The sequence below is a fragment of the Metabacillus sp. Hm71 genome, from assembly GCF_051842955.2.
Lineage (GTDB): Bacteria > Bacillota > Bacilli > Bacillales > Bacillaceae > Metabacillus.
Genome location: NZ_CM200278.1, coordinates 2,888,268 through 2,904,572 on the forward strand (window position 1 = coordinate 2,888,268; position 16,305 = coordinate 2,904,572).

A 16,305-nucleotide genomic window follows, 5' to 3' on the forward strand; every position below is an offset into this window, starting at 1 on the left:
AGTCCTTTGTTGGGGGACTGACCCTATCTTGAAAGGTAAGAAAGTATAAAATTTTGTACTTAGTTTTAGTGTCTAGCTTCAGCGCCTAGCCCCTCGATCGAGGTCATAAGCTGATCAAGGCGCTTGCGCTTTTCTTGTTGTTAAACTTTTAAGGCAAAGTCTGGTTGATATTCACGGAACGTTGGGTTTTCTCCGCACACCATTAAGCCTTGGCCCCAGTTTACGTGAGTATCGGCAGACGGTTGATCCGCTGGGTCACGGTATTGGAATAATACATTTCTGCGCGGCCTGTCACTGCGGTTAATGTCAGAGCCATGGATGGTTAAATAATTAAAAAACAAGACGTCCCCAGCTTCAGCAGGGCATGGGGTACCGCTCGAGATCGGATATTCCTTTTGGTCTAAGTAGTGACGCCCAATGTGGGAAATGGGACCTTGCTTATGAGATTTTGGTATCACTCTTAGGCAGCCATTTTCCAAGTCGGCATCATCCAAATGGACACTTGCTGCGAGCATGGTATGGTTGTCATGTGGAAAATAAGGATGATCCTGATGCATAGGAAAAGCTGCTCCCTTTTCAGGTGGCTTGACCAACATTTTTGAGTGATGTAATTGAACATTTGGGCCGATAAGCTTTTGTAAAATAGCCACCATGTTAGGATGAGAAATCGCTTTAGTAAACGAGGCATCATGATAATGAACATCATGAAAACCTTTTAAAACAAGTCTTTTTAACTCGTTTGGCGGGATATAATCTCCTTGCCATGCGTGATTTCGATCAAGCTTTGCATTTGCTGCGCGTTGAATGATTTGTTCAACCGCATTTTTCATTTGTTCTACTTCATCCTTAGAAAACACTCCTTTAACAAGCAAATAACCATTCTCTTTGTAAAATTCAGCATCTTTTAATGTAATCATCCTAAAATTCCTCCTTTTAGATTGACTGTAACCTTGCTATAATTTTAGAAAATTAAAAGTTTCAAGTCTTTATCTGGAGAGGCTATGATTTTGTCTAATGAGGACATCGGGGGGAAATGTGTGGTCAACCATTCTTGTAGATTGAGTGAAGGAATACTTAATCAATATGCAACAAAGCTGTCTGGAGAAGAAATTTCCTTTAAGGTGCATTATTGGGGTGTTAACCCAAGGCATTTTAATAACCTATTACATAAGCATTCATTTTTTGAGGTTTGTTATGTACTGAGCGGGGAAGGGGTTTATCATGAACTGGATGGACAATATCAGTTAAAAAAGGGTTCTGTATTTTTATCCCGACCTAACAAACAACATCAAATTTTAAGTGAAACAGGTCTTTTTTTATTGTTCGTGGCCTTTGAAATCATTGATGAAGAATCAAAGGATGATGCGATTAGAACGTTTAATAAACTTGCAATAACAAATAAAATGTTTATAAATGCTGCTGATGATTCTCCGACTGCTTTAATTTGGAGGGCTTTGGTCGATTATACATCAAAGGGCGGTGCCAACGAATACAGCTTTATTTCAAATATGGCAGTCACACTTATCTTGTCTTTTCGCTCGATGTTTTCTGATGAAAAACAAAGAATGGAAAATCAGGAACGATTGTTCTCAAACCGCTCAAGCCATTTATATCAAGCGAAGCTGTTCATCCGTGATAATTTATCAGATCCATTGAGGCTGGAACATGTTGCTAACAATTTGCACATATCTACACGACATTTATCAAGACTTTTTTCTGAAGAACTTGGTGAAAGCTATTCTAATTATATTCGCAGGAAAAGGGTAGAGGAAGCTGCAAGGCTGCTTGAAACGACAAGTATTCCAATTAAAGAAATAACTGACATGACTGGTTTCGGATCCGTACATTCCTTTACACGTGTATTTACTTCGATGATGAATGTTTCACCGGCTAAATATCGCAAAAAATACGAAGTAAATCATGAAAAAAGAAATTTTAATGAATAGAATAGCAAATAAATTTAAGTGATGGGAAATTATTTCCCGGTTTGTTTGAGGGAGTAAGAATCAGAGGTATAATGTAATGATATTAATTCCTTAAGGAAAAATATAAATAATTTAGGATGGCCAATAATTAACTTGAAATGAATTTGAAATTGATGTTAAACAAACAGCAAAACTTAGCGTGTGAGGAAACAATCTGATATAGGCATTAATAATATGATTTTAAAATGGATTATTAAATAAAAATAAATTTCGTCTCAATTACTCAAGTAAACTTTTATTTTGAGACGAAATTTATAAATAATATTTAACTTCCGATAATATATATTATGTAAACTAGTAAAATGAAAAAGTGAAAGTACCGCCTGTTTTAGAAATTTATTTTATTTACTTTTTAATATTGTTAAATTTTATAAAATTGGAACTGTACTCTATGACGTCATTCATAAATAAATTATTTTTATTAGCGAATTCCCTTAAAGAATCCAATAATTCTTTGTCATAGGTTGACTTATATTGAATTCTATCTTTGGGTCTATCTTTCTTATTAAATGAAATATTTCCTTGGGATAAAACAGTTTGAAGTCCGCTTTCTAAAAGAATATTTACGTGGGTATTGTTTTCTTTAGCAAGAATACTTAATTTATCTAAGATGGATTTACTAATACTAGTTCTAAACTTAATTTTTGTAGGATCAGAAGTTTCTAATACAATTTCGTTTTTAGATTGGTTCATATATACTTTTTTGTAATATACAAAATTATCAGTAGCATGTTGATAAATGATTTCAGCAAGCTTTTTTAGGTTGTTTTTCCTCTTAACACTGATTCGATATATAGGATTACCTGTTTTACTTAATTCAGTTGTGATTAGAGATTGTAGCCTCCATGTTTGGAAAACAGATAAAAGTCCTTCAGCAAATAGTAAACTACCTGTTGTAACTTTAACAACATATCCTTCTTTATCCACCCAGCCATCTCCATCAATTACCCCTCTTACAAAGGAAGGTAGAAATTCTTGCGGAACATTTGGAAATGGGACATTTAAAGATTTACTAGCATTTATACCTAATGTTTTTAAGTCATTTTTAATCTGTTTTGAATTAATAATTAAAGTTGGAGTTGTTTTCGTTGGACCTAATGGAGCCAATATGTAATCTGCTTCCATATAATTTGCAATCAACCGAAGGATCCTTTCATCTTTTTGTGCAAATGATATGCTATCCTGTTTATTGTGAACACAGCCGTCTGTAATAAATAACCCTAAAACCCATGCCATTTCATGTGACCATACCTTAAAGAAATTTTCATTAACTTTGTACTTTCGTGGTTGTCCCGAGGATTGTTCTCTATTCATTCTAACCCCATACTTATATAACACATTCCGAATTGCACGATCTGTAAGACCTATAATGGGGGTCATCTCTTTAAAGGACAACCCGTTTTTATACATCTCAATGATTAATTCATCAGTAATTCCTGGATTTCTAGGCATCCAAACACCCCAATTCAATATAATTTACTCTCTATACCATTATACGAACTAGTGTTCTTGAATGCGATATTAAGCTTTAAAAATAGAGTAAAATTAGAAATGGAGAATTCTGTCACTCTTTCGGTATATCCATCTTATCAACGGCACTTCTTAAATCATCATTCCTAATATGCGTATATATCATCGTTGTCTGTATCGACGAATGTCCTAATTGCCTTCTTAATTTAGGTACATCATTAATTTCCGAATGATATCTTGTAGCAAACGAATGTCTTAATTTATGTACAGATAATGCGGGTTTTCCAAATGCTTTGGCGTATTTTTCAATCATTTTCTCAATAGAGCGTGCTGTTAAGCGTCTTGATTTTCCTTTTGGCCCCATTGGAGCTGCCACAAACAATGCTTTGTTATTCTTATCTACATGATAGCGTTTTTCTCTGATTTTTAAGTATTCTTGGAGATCATCCATAGCAATTTTGCTAAAGAATACGTATTGTTCTTTATTTCCTTTTCGAATCACTCGTGCAGAATATTTGCTAAAATCAATATCATCTAAATCCAGGTTTACAAGCTCTGATAGCCTTAGTCCTGAGCCTAAAATTAATGAAATAATCGCAATATCCCGTTCCTGATTGAGTTTATAAAAGTTTTGCCGTTTCTTATTATCCTGGATGGTTTCACCGTAATCATGTGCAACAAACCGGCGAAATCTTTCGTATTCATCTCCAAGTAAAATTTTTCCCTCCATTTTATTAGCGATCGTTTCCATGCTTTCCTTAATTTCATTGAATTCAATTTTCGCCATCACATTTCGCTGAATATAGGGCTTTAAATCTTTTGTTTCGGCAATGTTTTGTAAGTAATTAAAAAGAGATTTTAACGCTGATAACTTACGGTTAACGGTGATTTCTTTATTATTTAACTCATATTCAAGAGCATACAAAAAGCCTTCAACTTGCTGAACTGTCAGTTTCTCTAGAAGATCTAAAGGAATATTCTTAGGTTCATCAGTAAAGAGCTGCTCTGAAACGATCCAATTAAAGAAAATTTTATAGTCGTGACAATAATTAAGTAGCGATGCTGCAGAAAGCTTTCTGCGTTTATGGTCGATATATTCTTCAACATACCATGGCAATTCTTTAAGTAATAATTTTAGTTTTTTGTAATGTTGTTGCTGAGATTCACTTGCTATAATAACCACCTCACTTCAATATTTCTAATTTATATTTTATTTTCTAATTATTATTACGTCAAATTTATATTTTACGTAATAATGTAATGTACACTACCATTCATCATTAATTCTATTTTTTAGAAACATTAGTATATCTACTCTCTCCTGTCATTTTTATTATTCAAATCTTCAATTAAAGATTGCTGTCCTACAAGTTACATGTATATTCTAATTTGTTAACTCACATAACCACATTCCATATATAAAAAAAGCACATTGAACCGATTAGAATCGTTTAATTTTCTTATTAAACTTTATAAGTCTTTTACCAAATACTGGTTGTCAAATATTAAAAAATTAAAGTCATAAATAAAACTCTACATCAGACAGTTGATTAACTCTTCTTTATTCTATACTTAGATGACAAGTAAAAGAGATCAGCCAATCAATAATGTTTTCTGTTATCCACTTTATAGTCAAATCAATAAGTATAGATATATACGGTTTATGACATCAACAATTCCAGCATCAGAAGCAAACTCTTGTTAAGATTAACTATTTTCTATTTAACTAAGTTAGCTGCCTTTTCCTTTTGTCAGTTCCCAAATGTCCTTCAAAACGGGCATTTCTTCCTTCTCTTTTTCAGTCACTAGTTCCCATTGAATTCCCTCCGGTTTTTTATAAGGAGTGTTTGTCTGGATTAGTTCTGTTTCCGTTGCTATCCAGTCTAATGTAAGGTCATATGGATCCTTTGGAATATCTTCATTAGTCAGTTGGGTACTATGTATAGTTCCAATAACTGGTACATCAGGATTCCCGAGTTCTCTTATAATTGCATATTCCCTATCTGCAAACCCTTCCCCTTTGCCAACTCGTCTCCCATCCCGGTTAAGGGCAACCGAACCAACTACAAATAAATCAATTTGCGGCATTTCTGAAAGAGGAATCCCCTTTCCATAGGATTTAATATGTGATAGGCTAGCTGCCCTCCGTTCTTCCCCTGATGGCACCCAGTCGGGTTCAACTAAGATAAATCCGGCTTTTAGCCTAGGAGTTGGAACTAACAATATTTTTCCATCTCTTAGGATTTGCGCTCTTATCGGCAGCTGGGGAGCATCAGGATTAACCTTAATAACCTTGGCTCTTTTATACTCTGGCATTGAAGTGACAAATTGACTAGCCTTTTCTGCCCCCTTAAAATTTGGAATACGATTTTTCAAAGGAAATGGGAAACGACCGAGTTTATTTTCCTCCAAAAATCTCCAAGTCCTTTCGCGTATCGTTTGTTTTGTCAATTTACTCACCACTATCCTTCTCTTTTATTTAATTACATTTATTTTAATTTTATTTAATATGCCTTTTTTCGTTACATGTATAGTATGTAAAGAAAGGACTGTTAAATTCGAGAATTGGGCTTAATTGAAATAATGTATTTTGTTAGAAATAATTTTTTAAAAAGTCCTTTTTCGTAATTGTATGTTAATTCAGCATATATGTCGCCCGTTATAACGTTTAATATATATAAGCGTTTTCATGTTTGGATTTATGTCTTGGAGGAAGAGACAGGATTTCATTCTGCCTCAAACTTATTTCTATGATTTATCCTATTTATTCCTATATTCATAGATTAGGTCCTTGAAGATTTCATTCAAATCTTTCTTCTTTTGCTTTTTTAACCATTCCACCTGGTCGATTGGCAAGTTTAATTTTAAATTTACTGGTTCTATGGGCATTTCCACTTTTCTTATTTCGTCTAAGGTGATTCCTTCTTCTATATTTGGAAACCATGCATCGTTTTCGTTAACGATTTTAAAATCTGCATACTCTTTAAGGTCATCCAGTTCACAGAATAAATTAAGCTGTGGCAAACCGCCTGGCAGACTTTTTACATGCATTATGGAATGGATGATCCTGCCGTCTTCGAGCTCTATTTCAATAATGAGGTTATCTTCCTTTTTGTATTTTTTTACAACAACCTCACTAACGATAAGATCCAATTCTAACGTGAATCCCAAACTCGATTTTAAGATATAAATGGCACTATTAAATACATGAATCCTTTCCCCATCAATATGGACTGACTTTACAACTACCATCAATCGTTCCCCCGTAAGCAGTTTAATTCAATATGTATTTTTTTGATCAGCATTTAAATTGAAAATATTCTTTTCAATAATTTTTGCCCTTATTTTAACATAAAAGAGAATATAGAGATGTTAAATCTACTTTTTATCTTTTTCAAAAAGAGAAATAGCCATCATTATCTCTGTTTTACCTATACTTTTTTAAACAATTTTTTAAATGTTTATGTCGAAATGATGACAAATACGTTCCACAGGTATAAATATATTGCTCTTTGCTGATTCTTTTTTTATTCTTAAGGAAACCACTAACATCTAGGAGAAAAAATATGAGCAATAATCATTCAGTAAACCAGCGAAATTACAATTCTTTAATTTGGATTCTGTCAATTGTCATTGTAGGTGTGATCGTCGGGACTTATTTCCTGCCTAAAAGCAGTACCGGAAAAATATTTGGAATTGATTTAACTGTACTGCCGTTGATGAATGCGATTTTTAACACCTTTACCTTCGTTTTTCTCGTTCTCGCTTTATTTACAATCAAGCAAAAAAACATTAAATTGCACCGTCGTTTTATTATTGCAGCATTTACGACAACATTCCTGTTCTGTATCAGTTATCTGACCTACCATTCAATGGCTGAATCTACAAGCTACGGTGGCGAGGGATTATTAAAGAATATCTACTATTTTGTGTTAATCACTCACATTTTCCTTGCAGCAGCAATAGTGCCTTTAGCTCTTATTACGCTAGGCAGAGGTTTGAATATGCAAGTAGAAAAGCATCGGAAAATTGCTCGCTGGACAATGCCGATTTGGCTTTATGTTAGCTTCACCGGTGTTTTGGTCTATTTTATGATTTCGCCGTATTATTAATAGGCTATCTACAGAGAAAAGACCAGAAAGTCAGTGCTTATGGAATAAGCTCACTCTCTGGTCTTTCTTCATTTTACAAAATTGCATTATCAAAATACTTTTTGATTTAATTCAGAACTAATCTTCTTTTCATTTTACTCCGACAAATATCTTTCTGCGATCATAAGCAAAAAAGAACATCGTTACTCCTAGAATTGCACAAATCATATACATTATTGAGTATGAGTAAAGATCAGCTATCGGCCCCATGATGACACCACCTAATGAAACACCTAAATCTGCCATTGCAATAAATAAACCAAGTAATACATTGCGATTCATCTGAGGCAGGACAAAGCTTAAATAGGTTGTTAATGTTGGATAGAGGAGTGCCTGGGCCAGTCCCATTAGAATGGCACCGATATAGAAAAAGATAGCTCCACCATTTATAGAAAAGCTTACACATTGTGCAGATACGGCTAAAAGAAGCATCGTTCCCATCATAAATGATGAATGCCATATACCGTCTGAAGGGATTTTTTTTCTTAAAGCAAAACGAGCAAAAACAACGGTACCGGCCTGGAGCATGAGATAAATAGCGGCATTACCATTTTTTATTTGCATTGCGTACAGTGGTATAAAGGTTGTAATTGCTCCAAATACAAGGGATGCCACTAACATTAATACACTACATTTAAACAAAAACGGATTTTTGACTAGCTGACCAAACGATTGAAACATATTTACTTCCTGTTCAGTTTGATTTAAAGCAGGCTGAATTTTCCCTTTATTTATTTTGGCACTATAGCCAATTACCCCTGTAAAGGCGGCAATAGCAATCATCACCACTGTAAATGTATTCATATCCCCTGCTTGCCAAATGCCTAATGCCAATATAGGGCCAATGATACCAGGAACATAAGAGAATAAAGAATAAAGGGAAATTCCTTGCGAACGATCCTTCTCCGGCAATGCGTCAATAATGCCAATTTGTAATGCCATTGAAAAAAAGGCTGTCGACACCCCCTGCAGCATACGGGCAACGAGATAGCCTCCTAAACCGGTAATCGTATAAAGGATTAAAGCAAAGCCATTGATAATAAGAATAACGCGTAACACTTTTATCGGTCCATGCTTCTGAATGATATGACCCGCCCATGGCCGATAGAACATTGTTGTAAACAAATAGGCCCCCATAATCAAGCCAATTGTTGTATTGCTGGCTCCTAATATTTCCCCTTGTAAAGGAATAATAACGTTTAATATAGCATTGGCACTAAAATAAAGGAGAACCAACAGATACAAACGTAAAAACGGCCAAGACATCGCTCCACTCAATCTTTTTCCCTCCTAATCTATAACACTTTCTGCGAGTTTATGTATTTAATTCAAATGTTAATTATCATCTTTAATAGTTTTCTTGCATATTCTGACTGAACGTCCTTTAATTGTTCAATGTTGACGTTCTCTTCAATTTGACCATTTCTAAAGATAATGACTCTGTCGCAAATATAAGCCGCAGCTTGAATATCATGAGTAATAAAAATGTAACTGATATTGTAGACTTTTTTTAATTCTTTTAATAAATTAAGTACTTGTACTTGAACAGATACATCTAGAGAACTGATTGCTTCATCTAATAAAATACATTTAGGTACTGTGGATATGGCCCTTGCAATACACACCCTCTGAACCTCTCCTCCTGATAACTCATGGGGATACTTTTTTTTATAGGAAGGATCTAAACCAACTTGATTTAATAGAAGTTCAATCTTGTTTTGCTTTTCTTTTTGCGTCTTTTTTTGAACGATTAATGGCTCCATAATAGCTTCTTCAACAGTAAAAAAAGGATTTATGGACGATTTATAGTCCTGGAAAACAGCACTAATGGCACCTAATCTTACTCTTTTATCCCGTACATTCTCTCCCTCGAATAAAACCGTGCCATGATCCGGCTTTTCAATTCCTGCTATCAAACGTCCTAATGTGGATTTTCCACTTCCACTTTCTCCGATAATACCAAGGCATTCACCGTTCTTGCATTCAAAACTAACATTCTTCAAAACCTGCTGTCGTTCTTTAGAAAACAAACCACCTTTTTTATAGCATTTCTCTACTGAATCAATTTTCAGCAAGAATAACTCCTCCCCATCATTTTTTTAAAATGATTACTCAGCTCTTCTTTAGTGGATATTAAGTATTTTGTATATTCATGTTGTGCGTCTGAAAAAATAGATTGGGTATTTCCTCTTTCAATAATCTTTCCATCCTTCATGACCAAAACATAATCAGCGATCTTTTTTACGACACCTAAATCGTGAGAAACAAAGATCATCGAGCAGTCCATTCTTTCTCTTACTTTAATAAATTGTTCAACAACCTCAAATTGTGAGATTGTATCTAACGATGTTGTCGGTTCATCGGCGATGATTATATCGGGCTCTAATACGAATCCCAATGCAATCATCATTCGCTGGAGCATCCCACCCGATAGCTGGTATGGATACTTATTCAAAATTTCTGATGGATTTTTCAGCATGACGCTTTCCATGGCATTTTTTATTTTTCCATCGATTACGTTATGGTTCCAGCCGAAATGTTGAGAAAGTGTTTCCTTTACATGAATACCAATTACACAAGAAGGATCAAAAGCACTCATCCCATTTTGCATAATCATATAAAGGTTTCTTCCCCTTTTCCTTCTCATCTCTTTTTCGGAAAGATGGTTTAAATTTTCTCCATTAAATAGAATGTCTCCTGATTGGCGAATCGAGGATGTATTCAATCTCATAATAGACTTGCAAGTCACAGACTTCCCGCTTCCGCTTTCACCTACCATGGCCAGACAGCTTCCTTGCTTTAGTTTGAATGAACTTTTATAGATAATCTCATTACCGGATTTAACATCCCGTATGTTCAAATTTTTAACTTCTAATATATTCATCATCTATTTGCCGCCTCTTTTTCTTGAAACTTAATCTTAGAGGTTTCCAGTTTTTCCTCGAGTTTCGATTTTGAGGTTACAAGTTTAGGATCTAAAGCAACTTGAAGTGCATCCGATAAAAAATGAAAAGCAGATACGATCAAAACAATGGCTAAACCAGGTGCTGCCATTAGCTCTGGTCTCGTAAACATAACTTCTCTTGCTTCATTTAACATCATGCCCCATTCAGCATTTGGGGCTTGGATTCCTAAACCCAAAAAGGAAAACCCTGAAATTTGCAGGATCATTGATCCGATAGAGCTGCTTGAAATAACGGCGATATCCGAAAATGTAACAGGAATAAGATGCTTATAGATTATGTTTAGATCACTCATACCAGTTAACTTGGAAAACTTTACATAGTCTAATTCAGAATACTGCATAACAGAGGTTCTGATTACGCGGGTAAACCATGCCCATTTCACTAAAATAAACCCAATCAAAATATTCTCAAGACCCACGCCTAATATTCCAATAATCGCCAATGTCATAACGTATCCCGGAAACGAAAGCATGATGTCACAAATCCTCATTAGAAAGGCATCTACTTTTCCTTTAAAATATCCTGCGAGAAACCCTAAAACAGCCCCAATCAAAACAGATATGAACAAAGCGACTAAAACCCATAACACGCTGGGCCGAATTCCATATACGATTCTGGACAAAATACATCTCCCAAGGTGATCATTTCCTAATGGGTATTCCCAAGATGGCGATGCATATCGAAGGCCCATATTTACTTCATTAGGATCATATGGCGCAAAAAATGGAGCAAATAGTCCAACAATAATGGTTATAACAATGATTATGAAAGAAATAACAGCTAACTTATCTTTGCTTAAATTTTTCACTATTTTCATTTAAAGACCGTTCCTTATCTTAGGATTCAGCACAGCATTTAGAATGTCGGAAACCGTATTAAACAATACAAAGGCTGCTGCTAATAGAAGAACGTATGCTTGGATAATTGGAAAATCTCTGCTTAGAATGGCTTTAACACTCAAACTTCCTAAACCCGGCCATGCAAAAACGTTTTCGATCACAACGGTACTTCCTAATATGATGGGAATAGCCATACCAAATATTGAGATGGTTACTTGCAATGAATTTCGTAAGATATGTATGGTGACCTTCTTTTCTGATAAACCACATGCTCTTGCATACAGGATATAGTCCTCATTTAAGTTGCTTAGCATTGAATTTCTAACGTTTCGAAAATAAATGCCTGCATAACTGATCGTGATCACACTAACAGGAAGAATATAACTTTTATATGAACCCATCCCGCTTGTAGGTAATAAATCAAATTTGACAGAGAAATACCAAATCATAAGTGACGCAAGCAAGTAGGATGGCATTGCTGTTAAGAAAAAAGAAATCCCTCTTATCGATTTATCGATCATTTTTCCTTCCTTCAACGCACAAATCACTCCTAATAATATGGACAATATAATCATGGCAACGGATGATATGAATGTCAGCTTTAACGTATTTAGAAAAGCGGGACCTATTAATGACCAAACTGGTTTTCCTGTCACATATGAAACCCCAAAGTCCAATTGTGAAGAGGCAACAAGCCAATCAAAATATTGGATAAAAAATGGTTGATCCATCCCCAGCTCTTCTCTCGTTTGAGCGATTAATTCATCTGTTATAGTTGGAACACCCTGTGCTTGTAATACCACTTCTGCCGGATCTAAGGGAGAAAGATGAAATAAGACAAACGTTAAAAACGAAATGATCAAAAGTAAAGGGATGGATATGATTATACTTTTAATGATGTAACCTCCCATGTGAATTCTCCTTTCGATTGAACGATCAATGAGGCTGCCTCAAAAGGATTTGATCTTCTTGAGACAGCGTATAGATCTATTCAAAATGCATGTGCTCAAATGGCAACTCAAATTGTGTTTGTTTAAAAGAGATGCCCTTTACATTTTTTGGAGCTATTACCGTAACGCTTCCATTGGAAATAGGAATAAAGACTGCTTCATCATGAACAATCGTCAAAATATCGGCATACAGCGCCTTTCTGGTTTCTTCATTCTTAGACACCATAACCTCTTCAATTTTCTTGTAAAGTTCCTTCGCTTTAGCGATCCCGCTTGTAGTATGTAGATACGAAGCTTCAGAAGTAAAGGCAGCAATTGTGCTTTGTGGATCATAAGCCAATCCCCATGTTTGATTGAATAATAAATCATAGTCACCTGTTGATCTTCTATTCGCGATCGAAGTTGACTCCTCACCAATAAGCTCTAGCTGAATTCCTATTTCTTTTAATGATGCCTGGATAAATTCAGCTTGTGTTTTTTGGGAAGAAGAATTGCTATCATAATAAAGTTTCATGGTTAATTGCTTGCCGTCCTTCGTTCTAACCTCGGCACCATCCTTTAATGTCCAGCCAGCTTCTTCTAAAATCTCTGTTGCTTTTTCTAGATCGTATCCTCGTTTCTTTAAATCGACATCGGCATAATTGACGTTAGATGAAAATAATGTATTCGCTGGAGTTTCAGTGCCATTTAATAGGTCCTCGATAATGGTTTCCCTATCAATCGAGTACCAAATCGCTTCGCGAACAGATGTTTCACTAACAGGATTTTCGGATTTGCTACTATTCGCCACAATCATTTTCGTATTCATTGGTTCACTTCTAATAAGCTGGTAATTGCCTGAATCAACTAATTGGTTCATTGCTTCGACATCAAGATTGTCTGCTCCTCGATCATCTGTGAAAGCAAAGTTTACTTCTCCTTTTTGTAAGGCTAAAAAGGTCGTTTCCCCTGCTGGAAGAACTTTAGACGTAATTTTCTTAATCTTAGGTGCGCCGCCCCAATAGTCTTTATTAGCTTCAAATGTAGCGTACTCGTCGGTTTTATGCTCAGTCAGAATATATGGTCCTGTACCGTGATAACCATTGACTCCATCTTGTGTTTCATTATTAATAAAATCTTTTGGTGATAGGAATACATAAGGTCTTGTCATCGATAATTCAACCAAAGTTGGATAATAGGCCTCTGACAATACTAATTTAACGGTATATTCATCTACTACATCACAGCTTACGATTTTTGTTGATAGCTTAATCCAGGAATGCTTTTCTGCATTTTTTTGTACAGCATCAATATTCTTCTTAACTGCTTCTGCATTAAATGGTTCACCATCATGGAATTTTACGTCTTTCCTTAAATGAAACGTGTATACTTTTCCATCCTCGGAAATTTCCCATGATTCAGCAAGCAATGGCCTGATTCCATCTTTTGTATTCTCAACTAATGATTCATATACCATCCCCTGAGCCGGCATAGAACCTGTATAAAGGTGGGGATTCATATCATTAATGTCTTTGGCTGATGCATAGACTATTTCTGCTTTCTGTTTAATATCAGAGTTTGCCGAATTTGCAGAGCAAGCAACTAGAATAGATAAAACTAAAAAAACTAGCGCCATTAAATGAAATCTTCTACTTAACATGGTCGTCCTCTCCCTAAAAGTCCTTTAATATCAATACAATTTTATTTTTTTGTTGGATCATGTCTACACGCAAACGAAATAATTGACTGCCCTTCTATAAATCGAAATCATTACTATTTATAAAATATATGACTCTATTGTTTCATTAAAAGTTTTACTTTAACGTTTTTGCTTCCATTAAATTACCTATTTCACCGCAGATCATATGCAAATCTTCATCAAAATGTTGAACGACAAATGCATCTGACAGCAATTCTCCCCTGCGAGATTGTGCAACTTCTTCTATTTTACGCTCATATGTTTTAATAAATTTATCTATTGTCGGACAATTCAACTCTAAATAGTTTGCAATTCCCTGGATGATTTTGATACGATAATAATCTTCCTTAGGCATCCTCGGGATATCCAAGCACCCTTCTCTGTTGACAAATATTTTTCTAATTGGAACTGCGGAAAAATCAAAATATCTTCCATTCTCATCAGGTTCTGAAAAAGGGTCGATCAACAAAGAGGTATAGCGTATATACAGTAAATATTCTTGATGAATCGTCTCTAAATGAGTGAAATTTTCTATATCATGACGTGATAAACTTTCTAATCTCACCGGATAATTATCATCTGTCATAAATTGAAGTAAGTTTAACCTGTTTATCTTTATTTTTTCTAAAATATTCATAATTTCTTTCCACTGGGATAACATATCTCGAATCAGATATTGCGTAATGGGTCCCTCAGGAAAAATTTTATAAACATATTTATTGGTCTCTAAATCTCCGAATATGGCATTTAATGAAAAATCATTCATAAATAACGGTGGGTGAACATATAAAGAAATATTCCTCGTCTCTGCCTCAATTGGTGTCTCCATTATTTCAATAGCAACTCCTAGTTTTGCATAACCCTTCACTAGGTTGTCAACATTTTCAGATGGAATGTGTGTCGATCCTATATAAATCTTTTTCTTGACTGCGGTAGTTAACACATGATTAGACGGCCGATCGTGCATCCATCGTGTATCGCCAAAATAGGTAGAAAAACTAATGATTTCCGAATTAATTTGAAGTTTTTTTATATAATGACTTATTAAGCTGTTAGAACCGAAAGTTGGAGAAATTAATACAATACATTTTACTTGTTTTAAAACCTTATCATGGATCTGTTTTATTACATCCATATAGGCATCCGTTGTGACGGAAAAAATGATGGTATCCCATTCACCCTTAATCGTCTCATACCCATTAAAAACTTGATCAATGAAGCATTCACCTTTCATCTTTTGATGCTGATCATTTTGAATGCTCACACGTATTAGATGATTACTTTGCTGCAGTGCATCAAAAAACATTTCCGAACGTACAGATTCTCTTCCCGCAATCCCGACGTAGCTATGCAAAAGCTTTTTAAAATTTACAGCAAGCTGGATTGATGTCGGCCCGGTACCTAAAATTAAGACTCTTTTAAAACCGCTCATTTAATCCTTCCTTCCTTTCTTACTTACAAGTAAGCGATGATTTTTTATACAAGGCAATATCAAACACATGGTCAGGACGTAGTATGTTTTCAACCAGTTTCCATTTTCTCTTATCTACTTCTCTCATCGGATAATTAAATAAGGACTTCAGCTGATTCCCATATCTCATCGCAGCAACGACATGTTCATTCGTCATTGTATGTAATTGATCCAATATGTCATATTTATGTTCAACAGTAGAACTAAAAATGATATGTGTCACATCTTTTGTAAAATCCAGATTTTCCACTAATTCTTTTGCTAATCTTATATTTAATCCCTTTCCTAATTTCTCTACTACGTTTAATCCAAGTTGAATGGCCTCATCATCAATATCAATCCCGACAACCTCTGCTCCTGTTCGCTTAGCAATTAACAATAATGTCATCGGGAATGAACCTGAGCCTACTAATAATACTTTTGATTCAGAAGTAATTTGAAAACTGCCGAATTCTTTTTCAATACATGATTCGATATTTTTGAAGTAATCAGTCATGTCTGCATATCCATTCAGCAGCTTTAAAGCACGATATTTCTCCATAATAGCCACACAAAGTGAAGATTTTTTTCTTAAATCCGCTACAAGCTGAATGAATCCACTGGATTCTTGCTGTTCAAGTTGTTCCCACGCTTCTCTATTATTCTCGTTTGTAATAAATTTTGAATAGTCATCTATTAAAATCTCTAACTCTGAACAATGATTGATTGTATGATCGTATCGTCCTGCTAATACATCAAATTTTTCTGAAAACTCGCTTAAACATTCCTGAAACGTTTTTAATGCATTCAATCATT

15 protein-coding genes are annotated in these 16,305 nt (G+C 34.9%); 2 read left to right on the plus strand and 13 right to left on the minus strand.

Annotated elements, in window-relative coordinates; all coding sequences use genetic code 11:
- Window positions 1-140: 140 nt before the first annotated feature.
- Window positions 141-917, minus strand: a complete 777-nt coding sequence (locus ACSVDH_RS14065) for a phytanoyl-CoA dioxygenase family protein (protein ID WP_439252080.1) — start codon at window positions 915-917, stop codon at window positions 141-143.
- Between the two features lie 120 nt (window positions 918-1,037).
- On the opposite strand from ACSVDH_RS14065, the gene ACSVDH_RS14070 reads away from it, so the two are divergent.
- Window positions 1,038-1,946, plus strand: coding sequence for a helix-turn-helix domain-containing protein (locus ACSVDH_RS14070; RefSeq protein ID WP_439252079.1), 909 nt, complete (start codon window positions 1,038-1,040; stop codon window positions 1,944-1,946).
- 384 nt (window positions 1,947-2,330) lie between these two features.
- Here the strand turns inward: ACSVDH_RS14070 and ACSVDH_RS14075 are convergent, their stop codons facing one another.
- From ACSVDH_RS14075 to ACSVDH_RS14090, 4 genes are all read right to left on the minus strand, one after another.
- The gene (locus ACSVDH_RS14075; protein WP_439252078.1) at window positions 2,331-3,437 is read right to left on the minus strand and encodes an LAGLIDADG family homing endonuclease; all 1,107 of its coding nucleotides are present in this window, start codon (window positions 3,435-3,437) and stop codon (window positions 2,331-2,333) included.
- A gap of 112 nt (window positions 3,438-3,549) precedes the next feature.
- On the minus strand, window positions 3,550-4,629 hold the full coding sequence (gene xerS / locus ACSVDH_RS14080) for a tyrosine recombinase XerS (RefSeq protein ID WP_439252159.1): 1,080 nt from the start codon (window positions 4,627-4,629) through the stop codon (window positions 3,550-3,552).
- Between the two features lie 557 nt (window positions 4,630-5,186).
- The gene (locus tag ACSVDH_RS14085) at window positions 5,187-5,915 is read right to left on the minus strand and encodes a 5-formyltetrahydrofolate cyclo-ligase (protein WP_439252077.1); all 729 of its coding nucleotides are present in this window, start codon (window positions 5,913-5,915) and stop codon (window positions 5,187-5,189) included.
- Window positions 5,916-6,215: 300 nt separating this feature from the next.
- Window positions 6,216-6,707 (minus strand): hypothetical protein, encoded by a 492-nt coding sequence (locus ACSVDH_RS14090; protein WP_439252076.1) that lies wholly within the window; start codon window positions 6,705-6,707, stop codon window positions 6,216-6,218.
- Window positions 6,708-7,021: 314 nt separating this feature from the next.
- On the opposite strand from ACSVDH_RS14090, the gene ACSVDH_RS14095 reads away from it, so the two are divergent.
- Complete coding sequence (locus ACSVDH_RS14095; protein ID WP_439252075.1) at window positions 7,022-7,567, plus strand: DUF420 domain-containing protein; 546 nt, start codon at window positions 7,022-7,024, stop codon at window positions 7,565-7,567.
- 129 nt (window positions 7,568-7,696) lie between these two features.
- On the opposite strand, the gene cntE is transcribed toward ACSVDH_RS14095, so the two are convergent.
- The 8 genes from cntE to ACSVDH_RS14135 form a co-directional block, all read right to left on the minus strand.
- Window positions 7,697-8,884, minus strand: coding sequence for a staphylopine family metallophore export MFS transporter CntE (cntE, locus tag ACSVDH_RS14100; protein WP_439252074.1), 1,188 nt, complete (start codon window positions 8,882-8,884; stop codon window positions 7,697-7,699).
- 50 nt (window positions 8,885-8,934) lie between these two features.
- Window positions 8,935-9,681: an ABC transporter ATP-binding protein gene (locus ACSVDH_RS14105; RefSeq protein WP_439252073.1), complete on the minus strand. Its 747-nt coding sequence runs from the start codon at window positions 9,679-9,681 to the stop codon at window positions 8,935-8,937.
- Window positions 9,675-10,493, minus strand: coding sequence for a staphylopine uptake ABC transporter ATP-binding protein CntD (gene cntD, locus ACSVDH_RS14110; protein ID WP_439252072.1), 819 nt, complete (start codon window positions 10,491-10,493; stop codon window positions 9,675-9,677). The genes ACSVDH_RS14105 and cntD overlap by 7 nt, the downstream gene beginning before the upstream one ends.
- Window positions 10,490-11,389, minus strand: coding sequence for a staphylopine uptake ABC transporter permease subunit CntC (cntC, locus tag ACSVDH_RS14115; RefSeq protein WP_439252071.1), 900 nt, complete (start codon window positions 11,387-11,389; stop codon window positions 10,490-10,492). Before cntC ends, cntD begins: the two co-directional genes overlap by 4 nt.
- Window positions 11,390-12,322 (minus strand): nickel/cobalt ABC transporter permease, encoded by a 933-nt coding sequence (opp1B, locus tag ACSVDH_RS14120; RefSeq protein ID WP_439252070.1) that lies wholly within the window; start codon window positions 12,320-12,322, stop codon window positions 11,390-11,392.
- Between the two features lie 76 nt (window positions 12,323-12,398).
- Window positions 12,399-14,000, minus strand: coding sequence for a staphylopine-dependent metal ABC transporter substrate-binding lipoprotein (cntA, locus tag ACSVDH_RS14125; protein WP_439252069.1), 1,602 nt, complete (start codon window positions 13,998-14,000; stop codon window positions 12,399-12,401).
- Between the two features lie 154 nt (window positions 14,001-14,154).
- On the minus strand, window positions 14,155-15,471 hold the full coding sequence (locus ACSVDH_RS14130; RefSeq protein WP_439252068.1) for an opine metallophore biosynthesis dehydrogenase: 1,317 nt from the start codon (window positions 15,469-15,471) through the stop codon (window positions 14,155-14,157).
- A gap of 19 nt (window positions 15,472-15,490) precedes the next feature.
- The gene (locus tag ACSVDH_RS14135; RefSeq protein WP_439252067.1) at window positions 15,491-16,300 is read right to left on the minus strand and encodes a class I SAM-dependent methyltransferase; all 810 of its coding nucleotides are present in this window, start codon (window positions 16,298-16,300) and stop codon (window positions 15,491-15,493) included.
- Window positions 16,301-16,305: the final 5 nt, after the last annotated feature.

What these genes read in the sequence shown, in the direction of transcription:
- opp1B (WP_439252070.1), bottom strand. Translation starts at nt 12,322, where the DNA reads ATGGGAGGTTACATCATTAAAAGTATAATCATATCCATCCCTTTACTT.
- cntD (WP_439252072.1), bottom strand. Translation starts at nt 10,493, where the DNA reads ATGATGAATATATTAGAAGTTAAAAATTTGAACATACGGGATGTTAAA.
- ACSVDH_RS14075 (WP_439252078.1), bottom strand. Translation starts at nt 3,437, where the DNA reads ATGCCTAGAAATCCAGGAATTACTGATGAATTAATCATTGAGATGTAT.
- ACSVDH_RS14130 (WP_439252068.1), bottom strand. Translation starts at nt 15,471, where the DNA reads ATGAGCGGTTTTAAAAGAGTCTTAATTTTAGGTACCGGGCCGACATCA.
- ACSVDH_RS14095 (WP_439252075.1), top strand. Translation starts at nt 7,022, where the DNA reads ATGAGCAATAATCATTCAGTAAACCAGCGAAATTACAATTCTTTAATT.
- cntC (WP_439252071.1), bottom strand. Translation starts at nt 11,389, where the DNA reads ATGAAAATAGTGAAAAATTTAAGCAAAGATAAGTTAGCTGTTATTTCT.
- ACSVDH_RS14090 (WP_439252076.1), bottom strand. Translation starts at nt 6,707, where the DNA reads ATGGTAGTTGTAAAGTCAGTCCATATTGATGGGGAAAGGATTCATGTA.
- ACSVDH_RS14065 (WP_439252080.1), bottom strand. Translation starts at nt 917, where the DNA reads ATGATTACATTAAAAGATGCTGAATTTTACAAAGAGAATGGTTATTTG.
- cntA (WP_439252069.1), bottom strand. Translation starts at nt 14,000, where the DNA reads ATGTTAAGTAGAAGATTTCATTTAATGGCGCTAGTTTTTTTAGTTTTA.